A 14,509-nucleotide genomic window follows, 5' to 3' on the forward strand; every position below is an offset into this window, starting at 1 on the left:
CGAGTTCACCGGGCAAGGGGGACCCGCAGGCCGCGCACCGTTCCCCGTCCGCGCGGCCCGGGCGCCGCACTCCCGTGCCGCGGCGCGCGGACCACTGCGGGAGCGAACACGACGGGAGCCGCAACGAGGTCGTCGCACCACCGCGCCGCAGGCCGCGCGCCGCGGTGGTGCGACGTATCGGCGAGGGCAGGAAGGGCACCCGGGACCGGTGGGACACAGCAGGGCGGAGCCCGCCCGGCCGGCCGTCCCCACCGCGACTGCCCACGAGGGCACACGGGGGACAGGGCCGTCCTCCAGCGTGCCGACAGGAGGTCGGCCATGAAGGTCACCAGGGTCGCGGACCCCATTCTCCCGCTCTGCCGGTGCCTGCTGCCGTGCAGGCTGGCGGGGCTCTCACTGGCTCTGCTGAAGGCGACCGCCCTGGAGCTCGCGATCCTCGCGGGCCATCTCCTGCTCTATCCCTCGGGCATCGTCCAGGAGCGCCGCGCCGCCTCCGGCGCGCTCTCGGAGCCCGACGGCCCCGCCCAGCTGCCGACCGAGGCCAAGCCGCCGGTCGTGCTGCTGCACGGGTTCATCGACAACCGCTCGGTGTTCGTCCTGCTGCGCCGCAGCCTCGCCCAGCACGGCAGGCAGCGCGTGGAGTCCCTGAACTACTCGCCGCTGACCTGCGACATCCGCACCGCGGCCGAACTGCTCGGCCGGCACATAGAGGAGATCTGCGAGCGCACCGGCAGCAGGCAGATCGATGTGGTCGGGCACAGCCTCGGCGGACTGATCGCCCGCTACTACGTGCAGCGGCTCGGCGGCGACCTGCGGGTCCGCACCCTCGTCACCCTCGGCACCCCGCACTCCGGCACCCGGGTCGCGCCGCTGGCCAACGCCCATCCGATCGTGCGGCAGATGCGCCCCGGTTCCGAGCTGATCGAGGAGCTGTCACGCCCCGCGCCGGGCTGCAGTACGCACTTCGTCAGCTTCTGGAGCGACCTCGACCACCTGATGGATCCGCTGGAGTCGGCCTGCATCCACCACCCCGACCTGAAGGTGGAGAACATCCAGGTGAGCGGAATCGGACATCTCGCCCTGCCGCTGCACCCCGCCGTGGCGACCGGAATACGACAGGTCCTCGACACCGCACGGCCCGGGGACCCGACCGCCAAGCGCACCGGCGGAGTGACCGTCGCCTGACGACCGGCCGCTTGGGATCGAACGCGGCTCGAACACAAAGTTAAAGCCGTCTCCACACACCGGCGAAACACGGCTGAATGCCCGTTTCCCGCATCGGGGAAACCTGCGGAAGATTGTCGCGCCCTCATACCGCCGGGTACAGTCGCCGCACTGCTCTGCCAGCCCCTGTTGTCGAGGCGAAAGAGAAGTTGGTGAACGACCGTCACCCGTCGGGGAGCGCGACCGCCCCGGCCCCGGCCTCCGATGCCGCCTCGACGCCCTGCGCGTCGTACAACGGACAGGAAGCCGCGTACGGCGACTTCACCTCCTACGGCGACTACGGCGCCACCGGCTACCACACCGGCACGTACGCCGCGGCGGACTACGCCGCCGCCCCGCTCCACGACGGTTTCACGGCCGCCGAAGCGCACACCACGGGGACGTACGACACCGCCGGCTGGTCCGCGAACGGCCACCAGAGCCCGGACTACGACCCGTACGCGACCCAGCACCACACCGCCTACGACACCGGCGCGTACGACGCCACCGCCTGGGCGACGGGCTACCAGCAGCAACTGGCCTCCGTCCCACCGCAGTCCGGCCCGGTCGACACCAGCGGCCAGTGGGACGCGCACACCTGGCTCCAGCCGGACCAGACGGCCGCCGCCGACGCCACCCGGCAGTGGGACTGGAACACGCAGGCCTTCGACACCGGCGCCTACGACGCCACGCAGTGGAACGGCGACGTCACCACCACGGTGGCCGAGAACTTCGACACGCCCGAACCGCACCAGCCGCAGGACGACTTGGCGGACGAGGAACCGGCCGCCACCGCCGAGCCGGACGCGGCGCCGCCGCTGCTCGACGACGAGGAAGAAGTCACCCCCGCCCCGCCTCCCACTCCGCGAACGGTCTCCCGGGCCGCGGGCCGCTCCCGGCGCCGCTCCCCGGCCAAGCGCTCCGCACTGCTCACGGTGGCCGTGCCCTCGGTCTGCGTGATGGGTGTCGCCGGAATCGCCGCGGCCTCCGTGGGCGGGCTGACGGAGGACGGCAAGGACAACGCGGCGGCCACGCCCGACGCGCATCCGGTCAAGGCGTCCACCGCCAACAACAAGCTGGACACCCAGCTGCTGAGCGTGTCCGCGGGGGCGAACGACTTCGCCGACCGGGCCAGCCGGTACCAGGAGCGTATCGACCTCAAGGCGCAGCAGGACGCCGAGAAGAAGAAGGCGGCGGAGGAGGCGGCCCGCTTGGAGCGGCTGCGCCCCAAGTTCGCCGTCCCCGTCCTGCAGAGGGGCCTCAGCGCCTACTTCGGCCAGGCCGGCGTGAACTGGATGTCCGTGCACACCGGCATCGACTTCCCCGTGTCGTACGGGACCTCGGTGCTGGCCGCCACCGACGGCACGGTCCGCACCCAGTGGAACAGCGCCTACGGCAACATGATGATCGTGACCGCGATGGACGGCACGGAGACGTGGTACTGCCACCTCTCCAGCTACCGGGTCCCCTCCGGTACGACGGTGAAGGCCGGAGATCCGATCGCGTACTCCGGGAACTCCGGCAACTCCACTGGCCCGCACCTGCACTTCGAGGTCAGGCCCGCGGGCGGGTCGCCCATCGACCCGCTGCCGTGGCTGCGCAGCCACGGCCTCGACCCGACGTAGGCCCCGCCCCCGCCCTCGTTACAGCTTCTCCACCGGCGCGTACCGCAGCAGCAGCCGCTTCGCCTTGCCGTCGCCGAAGTCGATCGTCGCCTGTGCCTTGTCGCCCGTGCCCGCGACGGCCACCACCGTGCCCAGGCCGAACTGGTCGTGCGTGACCCGGTCTCCGACGGCGAGGGCCGCCACCGGCTTCTCCGAGGTGCGGCGGGTGGCGAAGCCCGAAGCCCCGGACGCCGACGAGCGGGAGCGGGACGAGGACAGCGAGGCCGCCACCGAGGACGCCGGACCGGAGGACGCGAAGCCCGAGCCGCCCGTACGCTTCCAGTCCACGTGCGCCGTCGGGATCTCCTCCAGGAACCGGGAGGGCGGGTTGTACGACGGCTGGCCCCAGGCGCTGCGCAGCGCCGAGCGGGTCAGGTACAGCCGCTCCCGCGCGCGCGTGATGCCGACGTAGGCCAGACGCCGCTCCTCCTCCAGCTCCTTGGTCTGGCCGAGGGCCCGCATGTGCGGGAAGACGCCGTCCTCCATGCCGGTCAGGAAGACCACCGGGAACTCCAGGCCCTTGGCGGTGTGCAGGGTCATCAGGGTGATGACGCCGTCGCCGTCCTCCTCGTCCGGGATCTGATCGGAGTCGGCGACCAGGGCGACCTGCTCCAGGAAGTCGGAGAGCGCGACCGGCTCCCCCTCGCCGCGCTCCTGCTCGAACTCCAGGGCGACGGCGGCGAGTTCCTGGAGGTTCTCGATACGGGTCTCGTCCTGCGGGTCGGTGGAGGCCTGCAACTCGCCCAGGTAGCCGGTACGTTCCAGGACCGCCTCCAGGACCGTGGCCGGTCCGGCGCCGGACTCGACGATCGTGCGGAGGTCCTCCATCAGCGTGTTGAACCGCTTGACCGCGTTCGTGGACCGCGCGGCCATGCCGTACGCCTCGTCGACGCGGCGCAGCGCCTGCGGGAAGCTGATCTTCTCCCGCTGGGAGAGGGCGTCGATCATCGCCTCGGCGCGCTCGCCGATGCCCCGCTTGGGCACGTTGAGGATGCGGCGCAGCGGGACGGAGTCCTCGGGGTTGGCCAGGACCCGCAGGTAGGCCAGGACGTCCCGGACCTCCTTGCGCTCGTAGAAGCGGACGCCGCCGACGACCTTGTAGGGCAGGCCGACACGGATGAAGATCTCTTCGAAGACACGGGACTGTGCGTTGGTGCGGTAGAAGACGGCGACGTCGCCGGCCTTGGCCTCGCCCGCGTCCGTGAGCCGGTCTATCTCCTCGGCGACGAACTGCGCCTCGTCGTGCTCGGTGTCGGCGACGTAGCCCGTGATGCGGGCGCCCGCGCCGGCGTTGGTCCACAGGTTCTTGGGGCGGCGGGACTCGTTGCGCTCGATGACCGCGTTGGCGGCGGACAGGATCGTCTGCGTGGAGCGGTAGTTCTGCTCCAGCAGGATCGTCGTCGCGTCCGGGTAGTCCTCCTCGAACTGGAGGATGTTGCGGATGGTCGCGCCGCGGAAGGCGTAGATCGACTGGTCGGCGTCGCCGACCACGCACAGCTCGGCCGGTCGCAGCTCGTCCTCGGCGGGCGGCACGTCGGCCACGTCCGGGGAGTGCTCGGCGGTGCCGACCAGCTCACGCACCAGGGCGTACTGCGCGTGGTTGGTGTCCTGGTACTCGTCGACCAGGACGTGCCGGAAGCGGCGGCGGTAGTGCTCGGCCACGTCCGGGAAGGCGCGCAGCAGGTTGACCGTCGTCATGATCAGGTCGTCGAAGTCGAGGGCGTTGGCCTCGCGCAGCCGCGACTGGTAGAGGGCGTAGGCCTGGGCGAGGGTCTTCTCGAAGCCGTCGGTGGCCTGGGCGGCGAAGTCCTCCTCGTCGATCAGCTCGTTCTTGAGGTTGCTGATCTTGGCGCTGAACGACTTGGGCGGGTAGCGCTTGGGGTCGAGGTCCAGGTCGCGGCAGACCAGGGCCATCAGGCGCTTGGAGTCGGCCGCGTCGTAGATCGAGAAGGAGGACGTGAAACCGAGCTTCTTGCTCTCCCGGCGCAGGATGCGCACGCACGCGCTGTGGAAGGTCATCACCCACATCGCGCCCGCGCGCGGTCCGACGAGCTGCTCGACGCGCTCCTTCATCTCGCCGGCGGCCTTGTTGGTGAAGGTGATCGCCAGGATCTGGCCGGGGTGGGCGCCCCGATCGGCCAGCAGGTACGCGATCCGGTGCGTGAGCACACGGGTCTTGCCGGAGCCGGCGCCGGCCACGATGAGCAGCGGGGAGCCGGAGTGCACGACGGCCGCGCGCTGGTTGTCGTTCAGCCCCTCCAGGAGCGCGGCCGCGTCCACGACCGGCCGGTGCGCACCGTCGCGGTAGTAGGCGTCCCGGTCCGGGGGCACGTCGAACTTCCCGCCGAACAGATCGTCCGGAACCGGCTCCGGAGCGTGATCGTCCTCGGGCGGCGGCGGGGGCTCCTCCTCGTGGCCGCGGGGGGCCTGGAGATCCGCCAGGAAGCTGTCGTCAAAGAGGCTGCTCATCGCTCTACGAGTCTAGGGCGCCCCACCGACAACCCGTGGCCGCCCCGGAAAGATGACCCCCTCGACGGGGGCCGAGACGAAGGTCACGAAAACGTATCGGACATACCTCGCACCAACCTTCACACACGCCACACAAGTTGGTTAGCGTGCGGTCTGACCGCAAGATCGTCACCGGGGGACTCACCTGACGACGCGGCCTCCACGCAACCCGCCCTCGACGGCCGGCCGGCAGGCGGACGATGGAAGGAGTCGCCTCCCTTGGCGTCGCACAGCAGCACGCGGCCCGCCGCAGCGCCCGGACCGGGCACGCGCGGGGCGGACGGCGCCGGGCCGAGCCCGGAGGAGATCGAGAGGAAGCTCGACTACCTGTACGGCCGGGCGGGGTCGTCCACCGCGCGGAGGGACACCGCGGAGAAGGACGGCGCCCAGAAGAAGGGGGCGAGGCAGCGCGGACTGGTCGCCGCGCTCCTCGACGACGTCGCCAAGCGCACCGAGATGCTCGGCAGGGCCCGCGACATGCTCGGGTCCTTCACGGCGGCCCCGAACCGCGGCGGTGACGGCACCCCCGAGACCGCCGCCCTGCTGCTCGCCGAGACCCCGCAGGGCTACTTCGACCAGGCCCAGCTGATCGGCCGCCTGAACGTACGCCGCGAAAGCCTGGCCGACGGCCCGGGCGCGCGTCCGCCCGCGCCCGGGACCACGGCACCGGTCCTTCACGAGCCGCCGGACGAGCAGCAGCACGACATCGCGGCGGCCAAGGCGGCCGTCCAGCGGAAGCTGGCACACGCGCGCGTACTGCTGTCGGCGCACCACGCGCACGAGGCGCCCCCCACGACCGAGCCCGCGCCCCGTCCGCAGGCGACGGAGCACCCGCAGACCACCACCGCCTTCCCTCCCCAGCCCGACGGCGCGCCCCTCGGCTCCCCGGCCAGCGTGTTCCCGGAGCACACGACGGGCGTGTTCCCGGAGCAGACACCTGGCGTGTTCCCGGAGCAAGCGCCCGGCATGGCCCCAGAGCAGACGGCCGCCATGTCCCCAGGGCACGCGTCCGGCATGCCCCCGGAGCAGGCGCCCGGCATGTTTTCGGGACACGCGTCCGGTGTGTTCCCGGAACAGACGCCCGGCGTGCTCACGGAACAGACGCCTGGTCCGCTCACGGAGCAGGCGACCGGCACGTTCCCGGGATGGTCGTCCGGTCCCACGGCTGCCACCCGGGCCGATCAGGCCCTCGCCTTCGCCCGTGAACAGCTCGGCAAGCCGTACGTGTGGGGGGCGGCGGGTCCGGGGTCGTACGACTGCTCCGGTCTCACCCAGGCCGCCTGGAAGGCCGCGGGTGTCACGCTGCCCCGAGCGGCCCGCGACCAGGCACAGGCCGGTACGGCGGTCCCGCTCGCCGAGGCCCGGCCCGGCGACCTCGTCTTCTTCGCCTTCCTCGACGACGCGGAGCACGTCGGCCTCTACGCCGGTGACGGCGTGCTGATCCACGCGCCGAGGCCCGGCGACCGCGTCCGCGAGGAGTCTGTCCACCACGACGGCGCATCGGCGGCGCACCGCGTGGTGCGGCCGGCCTGAGGGCGGCGCGTCCCGTCCGGCCGGCTGTCGGCGGGCCGGTTTTTGTGCGCGCCCGCGCGCGTGCCCCGCGCACGGGCGCGCGAAGCTCCTTAGCATCGGGCCATGCCCGGCACCTCACCCATGCGCGCCTGGTTGGCGCAGCGCCCTCCGGCGGCCGGTGCCGCCGTGATGGCCACCGGCATCGTGTCGGTCGCCCTGCATCTGACGGGCTACGAGCTGCTGTCCCGCCTGATCCTGGCGGTGGCCTGCCTCGCCTGGCTGACGCTGGCGGCGGACTTCGTCCTGCGGCTGCTGGGCGACCGGGCGCGGTGGATCAGGGAGGCCGGGACGCCGGGCGCCCTCACCGCCGTCGCGGCGACGACCGTGCTGGGGACCCGTTTCTCGGCGCTGGGATGGCAGACCCTCGCGGAGGCTTTGCTCGCGCTTGCCTTCGTCCTGTGGCCGGGGCTGCTGGTGCTGGTGGTCCGCAGCTCACGGCGGCCCATGCCCGGCGCGGTGTTCCTGAGCTGCGTGGCGACCGAGGGCCTGGCCGTGCTCGCCGCCACGCTGGCCGAGGAGCAGGGGGTGGCCTGGCCGGCGTACGCCGCGCTGGTGCTGTTCTGGATCGGGCTCGCGCTGTACGTCTTCGCGCTGTGCTGCTTCGACCTGCGGCAGCTGCTCGAAGGGCACGGGGACCACTGGATCGCGGCCGGCGCACTGGCGATCTCGGCACTCGCCGGCGCGCGTCTGGTCACCGCCGGCTCGGGCAGGTACCTCTGGGACGCCGACGACAGCGGTGTCCTGCGGACGGTGACCCTGGCACTCCTCGTGCTCGACCTGTGCTGGTACGCCGTCCTGGTCGTCGCCGAACTGGTACGGCCCCGGCCGCACTACGACGTGCGCCGCTGGTCGACCGTGTTCCCGATGGGCATGACGGCTGCGGCGAGCGTGTCCGTCGCGACCGCCGCGAACGTCCCGTCGCGGGGGCTCGGGGAGGTGCTGCTGTGGATCGCGGTGGCGGCGTGGCTGGCCGTCGCCGCGGGCGCGGTCCTGGACGCGCGCACGGAGCTCAGGGCGCTGCGCTGACCGTCACGTCCAGAGCACGGCGATGAAGATGTTCGCCACGGTGAGCAGGCCCACCAGGCCGAACAGGCCCTTGTCCACCTTCTCGTCGTCCCGCTTGACGTAGACGAGGCCGAGGATCACGATCAGCAGCGCCAGCTTCACGCCGATCTTGATGTTGTCGACGTGGTGACCCTGGGCCTGGTTGAGGCCGACCAGGACCACGCCGGTGACCAGCATGGTCAGCGCGCCGTGCAGCATCGCCGGCACGAACCGCGCCGTGCCCCGGCCCATCGCCTTCATCTGGGTGAGGAAGCCGCCGAGCAGCGCGGCGATACCGACGATGTGCAGACCGACGAAGAGATGGATGAGTACGTCCATGACTCGGGAGCCTAACCAGCGGCCTCCCCGCCCCCGGCACCGGCCCGTCCCAGGGCATCCGCATATATGCGACCCATAGCACCTCGCCCGGCCCGAATGCCCCGAAAACTCCCGCATCGGTCATCGCAGCGCGCGAAGGCGGCGTATCCGGAACCGATTCGCGGTCACATGCGGTCAGCGGGTGATCCCCTGGCGCCACTTCCGTACAAGACCTCACCGGGCGGGCACCGAGCGACTTAGCTCCTCCCCCAGGTGACCGGCTTCACCGCCGCCCGGACCAGGGGCGGCGGCCGGACACCACCGCCGAGAGGTCCGGCGGCCGGCCGCTCCCCTGTGCGGCCCGCCGCCGGACCAGGACCCCGCCTCCGCGGCAGAAGGGACGTGACGCTCCAGGTGGCAGCGCACCGCAGGCTCCGACAGCGCTCGCTCGGCGGGAGCACCGTCCGCACGGCCGCCACGATCGCCCTCGCGGGCGCCGCGACGGCGACCGGCTTCGACGGCACCGGGCACGCCGCTCCGCGGCCGGCGTCGGAGCAGATCAAGGCCTCGGTGGACAGGCTCTACCGGGAGGCGGAGACCGCCACCGAGAAGTACGACGGGGCGAGGGAGAAGGCGGACACGGCCGAGAAGCGGCTGAGGGAGCTGGGCGACGAGGCCGCCCGCAGGCAGCAGAAGCTGAACACCGCCCGCGACGCGCTGGGCACGATCGCCGCGGCACAGTACCGGGACGGCGGGATCGACCCCGTGGTGCAGCTCATCCTGTCCGACGACCCCCGGCAGTACCTGGACGGGGCCGAGTTCGCCGAGCGGGCCGGCATCCGGCAGACAGCCGCCGTGTCCGATGTGCGCCGACAGCTACGGGAGATCGGCCGGCTGCGGGGGGACGCGCGCATCGAGCTGACCTCGCTGCGCTCGCGGCAGGCGGAACTGCGGCGGCAGAAGAAGACGGTCACCACCAAACTGGACGAGGCCCGGCGGCTGCTGGCGGGACTGCCCCCGCAGCAGCGCGCCGCGATCGCCCAGGGCGGGGACATGGAGCACGCGACCCGCCACGGCTCCGGCGCCCGGGAGCCGCTCGTCGGTGACCCGGCGTCGGTCACCGTCCCCGGTGGCCGCGCGGCGACGGCCGTCGCCTACGCCTACCGGAAGCTCGGCAGCCCCTATGTGTGGGGCGCGACCGGGCCCGACGCCTTCGACTGCTCGGGCCTGATCCAGGCCGCCTACCGCTCCGCCGGGGTCGCGCTGCCCCGCACCACCTACGCCCAGATCAACGCGGGCCGCCGTGTCCCACGGTCCGACCTGCGCCCCGGCGACCTGGTCTTCTTCTACTCCGGCGTCAGCCACGTCGGCCTCTACGTCGGCAACGGCCAGATGATCCACGCCCCGAACCCCTCGGCCCCGGTCCGCCTGGCCCCGATCGACCAGATGCCCTTCGCGGGGGCGACCCGGGTGGCATGAGGGACCTCGGGGGCCCGGATGCGCGCCGGCGAAGGTCACACCAGCCGGCGTGCCGTCGCCCAGCGGGTCAGCTCGTGGCGGTTGGAGAGCTGGAGCTTCCTCAGCACCGCGGAGACGTGGGACTCCACCGTCTTGACGGAGATGAAGAGCTGCTTGGCGATCTCCTTGTACGCGTAGCCGCGGGCGATGAGCCGCAGGACCTCGCGCTCGCGCTGGGTGAGGCGGTCGAGGTCCTCGTCGACCGGCGGGGCGTCGGTGGAGGCGAAGGCGTCGAGGACGAAGCCGGCCAGGCGCGGGGAGAAGACGGCGTCGCCCTCCTGGACCCGGAAGATCGAGTCGACCAGGTCGGTGCCCGTGATCGTCTTCGTCACATAGCCGCGCGCTCCGCCGCGGATCACACCGATCACGTCCTCCGCCGCGTCCGACACGGACAGCGCGAGGAAGCGGACGGGCCGCTCGGCGTCGGCGGTCAGCGCGGCGCAGCGCCGCAGCACCTCCACTCCGCCGCCCCCGGGCAGGTGGACGTCGAGCAGGACCACCTCGGGCCGGGTCGCGGTGATGACCGTGACGGCCTGGTCGACGTCCGCGGCCTCGCCGACGACCTCCACGCCCGTCTCCTCGGTCTGGCCGATCTCGGCCTGGACCCCGGTGCGGAACATGCGGTGGTCGTCGACGAGGACCACGCGCACATGCCGCCCGCCCGCCCCCGCCGTCCCCGCTCCCGCCGTACCGTTCGCCTCGGTCGGGTCGCTCATCACGTGTTCTCCGCCCTCTCCATCTCCAGCTCGACCTCAGTGCCGCCGTCCGGCACGGCCCGCAGCCGGGCCGTCCCCCCGTTGCGCTCCATACGGCCGATGATCGATTCTCTGACGCCCATCCGGTCGGCGGGTATCGCGTCGAGGTCGAAGCCGGGTCCGCGGTCCCGGACGGACACGAAGACGGTCCTGCCCTCGACCTCGGCGTAGACCTGGACGGCACCGCCCTCGCCACCGTACTTGGCGGCGTTCACCATGGCTTCCCTCGCGGCCTGCATCTGGGCGCCGATCCGGTCGTCGAGCGGGCAGTCGCCGACCACGACCACCTCTATGGGGACGCCGTGCTTGTCCTCGACCTCGGCGGCGTTGCGCTTGACCGCCTCGGCGAGGGTGGCCGGTTCGTCGGCCTCGTCCTTGCCGTTGCCCTCCGGCTTGTAGAGCCAGGCCCGCAGGTCGCGCTCCTGGGCGCGGGCGAGGCGGCGCACCTCGCCCGCGTTCTCCGCGTTGCGCTGGATCAGGGTCAGGGTGTGCAGCACCGAGTCGTGGACGTGGGCGGCGACCTCGGCCCGCTCCTGGGCCCGGATGCGCATCAGGCGCTCCTCGGAGAGGTCCTGGGTCATGCGCACGAGGTAGGGGCCGGCGAGCAGGGTTATGCCGACCAGGACGGCGAGCGCCGCCTGGAGGACCGAGCCCAGGTGGGCGGCGGACCCCTGCATCACGAAGATGGCGGAGACGCCGGCCGTGACCAGCAGGACGCCCGCGCCGGCGCGGGCCAGGGTGAGCGTACGGCGGCGGCGGCCGACCTCGACCCAGCGGGCCCGGCGGGCGTTGTCCGCCTGGCGCCAGACCAGGGCGACACCGGCCGCGACCAGGACGGCCGGCAGGAGGTAGGCCTTCGCCCCGTTGCCCGGATTGACGCTGCCGACGAAGACCATCGCCACGACGACCATGAGGAGCAGGGCGACGATCTGGCCCTTGTCCGGCTTGCGGGCGACGATTCTGCGGCGGCCGTCCGGCGAGGTCTCGGTGGTGACGAGGGACGGCGGCTTCTGGTCGCCGACGCCTCCGACGCCGAGGGGCACGAAGAACCAGAAGGCCGCGTACACCAGGGCGCCGAGGCCGTCGGCCATGAACAGGCCGACGAAGACCAGCCGCACCCAGACGACGGGCAGCCCGAGGTGCCCGGCGAGGCCCCGCGCCACTCCGCCGAGCCAGCGTCCGTCGCTGCTGCGGTAGAGCTTGCGCGGCGGCCGCGGGTCGTCGAGGGGCGCTGCTGCGGCTTCCGGCATGCCACTGATGGTCACACGCCCGGCGGTGCGGGAGCATCAGGGTCCGCCCCCTAGACTCCCCTGATCTCCGCCCCTGTGCTTCCGACCCGCTCTCCGACCCGCTCCTCGCAGGCACCCGGAGCGCGGCCCGGGGGCCGGTCGAACGCATCCCCGGCCGCGGCTCAGGGGCGAATCAGGGTTCGCCCAGGGTCGTCCCGGCTCCCGCCACGACCGCACGCCCGTCACCATGGACGCATGACGAATCACCAGCACACCGCGAAGGGGCCCGAGCCCGGCTCCGGTCCGGGCCCGTCCCCGGGCACCGGACCAGGGGACGCCGTGCCCGGCGCGGGTGCGGGTGCGGAGCACGGACCGGGGGCGACGCCGGGGGCGCGCCTCGACGCCGACACCGGGCCGGACGGCCCCGAGGGCGTGCTGAAGTTCCGGCGGCACCGGGCGCACCGGATGATCGGCGGCGTCTGCGCCGGTCTGGGCCGGCAGTGCGACATGGACCCGGTGATCTTCCGGATCACGCTGGCCGTGCTGGCGGCGACCGGCGGCATAGGCCTCATCTTCTACGGCTTCGCCTGGCTCTTCGTGCCGTACGACGACGAGGACGAGAACGAGGTGCGCAAGCTCCTCACCGGCCGGGTGGACGGACCGGCGCTCGCGGCCGTGCTGTTCGCGCTGGTCGGCTGCGGGGTCTTCCTGTCCATGCTGGGCAACGGCAGCGTGCTGACCTTCGGCGTCGTCCTGTCCCTGCTCCTCGCCGGCGCCGGGTACTGGTCGCAGCACCGCGGGGCACCCGGCCCCGACCCACTCGCAGCCCAGGCCGTCGCCGACGCCCCGCCGGAGGCCCAGGCGCCGCCGGTGCCCACCCTCCACGCCTCCTGGTGGCGCGACCCGATCGTCAAGGACGGCACCCACGTCGGCGGCACGGGCTATCTGTGGGGTCCCCAGGACGCGCGCGACCGGAACGACCGGGGCCGTCGGGACGGCCGGGACGTGCGGGACGTCTCCGCCGCCGTCAACATCGGCCTCGGCGCACGCGTCGGCACGCACGGCGGCGCGTACGCGCGTCCCGTACGCACCGAGCCGGCCCGCCCTCACGGGATCGGCGGCTGGGTGTTCCTGCTGGCCCTGGCCGCCGGCACCCTCGGCGCCCGCCTGACCTGGGACACCCACGCCCTGGGCACCAGCCTCCAGGCCGGCCTCGCCTGCGCGCTCGCGGTCTTCGGCCTGGGCATGGCGGTGAGCGCGTTCCTGGGGCGGACGGGCTTCGGTTCGATATTCCTGGCCCTGGTCACCGCGGCGCTGCTCGCCGCTTCCACGGCCCTTCCGAAGGACATCACCACGCAGTGGGGGCACCGCACCTGGCAGCCCGCGGCGACGGCGGACGTACGGCCCGAGTACCGCCTCGGCACCGGGGAGGGCATCTTGGACCTGACCCGGATACACCTCGGCAAGGGAGCGACGGTGACGACGAAGGCGCAGGTGGGGGCGGGCCGACTGCGAGTGATCGTGCCCGAGGGTGTGGCCGTGCGGGCGAACATCGATGTGGGGCTCGGCGACATCCAGCTGCCGGGCGACTCCGCACAGGACGTGGACGTCGCTCCGGGGCGGCACCAGCAGGTCACGCTGCCCGCGACCGCAGGCGGCAAGAACGCCGGGACCGTGGACCTCAGACTCCACGTCGGGATGGGACAGGTGGAGGTCAGCCGTGCTGCGCCATGAGTTCCAGCCGGGGAGGCTGGTGTCCGGTGTCTTCCTCACCGGCGCGGGCGTGGTCTACGCGGGAGACGCGGCCGGTGCCTGGCACGTCCCGTGGTTCCTGCTGGTCCCGATGGTCGTCGGCGGCCTGTGCCTGGGCGGTGCGGCGGGGGTGGTGAACAGGGCCGTGCGCAGGGGCCGGGACACCCGCCGGACTCCCGGCGGAGCGGGAACGGCAGCGGGAACGAGAGGGACGGGCTGAGCCGTCACCACTCCCCCACCCGCCGCCGTGCTGTCGCTACTCCCCCGCCCCTCGCCGTCGCCGTGCCCGCAGCGCGGCGTCGGCGGAGAGCATCGGGGCGCCGGCGAGGACGAGGGGCAGCCAGGCCATCAGATAGGCGAGGTCGTTGCCGTAGTAGTAGGGGGTGGTGGCCCAGCTGACCGTGAGCCACAGGCTGAGGGAGATCAGCGCGCCGCCGAGCGCGGCCAGGCGGCCCAGCAGACCGATCAGGGTGCCGAGGCCGACGGCCAGTTCGGCGAAGGCGATGGCGTAGCCGAAGCCGACCGGGTTCTTCAGGGCCAGGTCGACCAGGGCCGGGACGGCGGAGGAGTCACGGACGGCGCGCATCGTCTCGCCGATCGACCCGGGGCCGGTGGCCCGCATGAAGCCGCTGGAGGTGAGCTTGTCGAGGCCGGCGTAGACGAAGGTGACCCCGAGGAAGACGCGGAGGGGCAGGAGGGCGTAGCGGGCCGCTGTGTCCCGCCAGGTTCGGTTCGGTTCAGCCTGCATGATCCGGGTCTCCGTACGAACGTGGGTCATCGCTGCGAGCCGCCTCTCACCGCCGTCGTATGTGCCCCTCAATCGACCATACGTATGCGCGGCGGGGCCCGCTCAATCCCACGGAGAGGTTTTTCCGGCTTCCGCGTGACTTCGGGTCATGCGTCCCAAGGAGTCGGAGTACTGACGGCCCTCCGCAAAACCATCGTG

The 14,509-nt window shown here is 72.6% G+C and carries 12 protein-coding genes; 7 read left to right on the forward strand and 5 right to left on the reverse strand.

The genetic code is table 11. The annotated features are described in order from the left end of the window. Positions 1–318 precede the first annotated feature (318 nt). Together ACIP4X_RS09170 and ACIP4X_RS09175 are read left to right on the forward strand one after the other, a co-directional pair. Entirely contained in the window at positions 319–1,185 is an 867-nt protein-coding gene (locus ACIP4X_RS09170) for an alpha/beta fold hydrolase (protein WP_358734011.1), read from the forward strand. Positions 1,186–1,262: 77 nt separating this feature from the next. After that, positions 1,263–2,828: a peptidoglycan DD-metalloendopeptidase family protein gene (locus ACIP4X_RS09175; protein ID WP_391456107.1), complete on the forward strand. Its 1,566-nt coding sequence runs from the start codon at positions 1,263–1,265 to the stop codon at positions 2,826–2,828. Between the two features lie 18 nt (positions 2,829–2,846). Here the strand turns inward: ACIP4X_RS09175 and pcrA are convergent, their stop codons facing one another. Further along, the gene (gene pcrA / locus ACIP4X_RS09180; RefSeq protein WP_358734008.1) at positions 2,847–5,336 is read right to left on the reverse strand and encodes a DNA helicase PcrA; all 2,490 of its coding nucleotides are present in this window, start codon (positions 5,334–5,336) and stop codon (positions 2,847–2,849) included. 258 nt (positions 5,337–5,594) lie between these two features. On the opposite strand from pcrA, the gene ACIP4X_RS09185 reads away from it, so the two are divergent. Continuing rightward, positions 5,595–6,908, forward strand: coding sequence for an NlpC/P60 family protein (locus ACIP4X_RS09185; protein ID WP_391456104.1), 1,314 nt, complete (start codon positions 5,595–5,597; stop codon positions 6,906–6,908). Between the two features lie 102 nt (positions 6,909–7,010). Further along, positions 7,011–7,973 carry a tellurite resistance/C4-dicarboxylate transporter family protein gene (locus ACIP4X_RS09190; protein ID WP_401347523.1) on the forward strand — a complete coding sequence of 321 codons (963 nt, stop codon included), beginning with the start codon at positions 7,011–7,013 and terminating at the stop codon, positions 7,971–7,973. Between the two features lie 3 nt (positions 7,974–7,976). On the opposite strand, the gene ACIP4X_RS09195 is transcribed toward ACIP4X_RS09190, so the two are convergent. Next, positions 7,977–8,330 (reverse strand): hypothetical protein, encoded by a 354-nt coding sequence (locus tag ACIP4X_RS09195; RefSeq protein WP_358734003.1) that lies wholly within the window; start codon positions 8,328–8,330, stop codon positions 7,977–7,979. Positions 8,331–8,723: 393 nt separating this feature from the next. On the opposite strand from ACIP4X_RS09195, the gene ACIP4X_RS09200 reads away from it, so the two are divergent. Beyond that, entirely contained in the window at positions 8,724–9,788 is a 1,065-nt protein-coding gene (locus tag ACIP4X_RS09200; RefSeq protein WP_358734105.1) for an NlpC/P60 family protein, read from the forward strand. Between the two features lie 35 nt (positions 9,789–9,823). Here the strand turns inward: ACIP4X_RS09200 and ACIP4X_RS09205 are convergent, their stop codons facing one another. Together ACIP4X_RS09205 and ACIP4X_RS09210 are read right to left on the reverse strand one after the other, a co-directional pair. Then, positions 9,824–10,543: a response regulator transcription factor gene (locus ACIP4X_RS09205; protein WP_358734001.1), complete on the reverse strand. Its 720-nt coding sequence runs from the start codon at positions 10,541–10,543 to the stop codon at positions 9,824–9,826. Then, entirely contained in the window at positions 10,543–11,832 is a 1,290-nt protein-coding gene (locus ACIP4X_RS09210; RefSeq protein WP_100569991.1) for an ATP-binding protein, read from the reverse strand. The genes ACIP4X_RS09205 and ACIP4X_RS09210 overlap by 1 nt, the downstream gene beginning before the upstream one ends. Positions 11,833–12,066: 234 nt before the next feature. On the opposite strand from ACIP4X_RS09210, the gene ACIP4X_RS09215 reads away from it, so the two are divergent. Both ACIP4X_RS09215 and ACIP4X_RS09220 read left to right on the forward strand, forming a co-directional pair. After that, positions 12,067–13,545 carry a PspC domain-containing protein gene (locus ACIP4X_RS09215; protein ID WP_391456099.1) on the forward strand — a complete coding sequence of 493 codons (1,479 nt, stop codon included), beginning with the start codon at positions 12,067–12,069 and terminating at the stop codon, positions 13,543–13,545. Continuing rightward, entirely contained in the window at positions 13,532–13,783 is a 252-nt protein-coding gene (locus tag ACIP4X_RS09220) for a hypothetical protein (RefSeq protein WP_358733997.1), read from the forward strand. Before ACIP4X_RS09215 ends, ACIP4X_RS09220 begins: the two co-directional genes overlap by 14 nt. 36 nt (positions 13,784–13,819) lie before the next feature. On the opposite strand, the gene ACIP4X_RS09225 is transcribed toward ACIP4X_RS09220, so the two are convergent. Further along, a complete protein-coding gene (locus ACIP4X_RS09225; protein WP_401347530.1) occupies positions 13,820–14,341 on the reverse strand; it encodes a DoxX family membrane protein in 522 nt (173 codons plus the stop codon). Positions 14,342–14,509: the final 168 nt, after the last annotated feature.

Source organism: Streptomyces sp. NPDC088817 (genome assembly GCF_044750345.1).
In the GTDB taxonomy this organism is placed as follows: domain Bacteria; phylum Actinomycetota; class Actinomycetes; order Streptomycetales; family Streptomycetaceae; genus Streptomyces.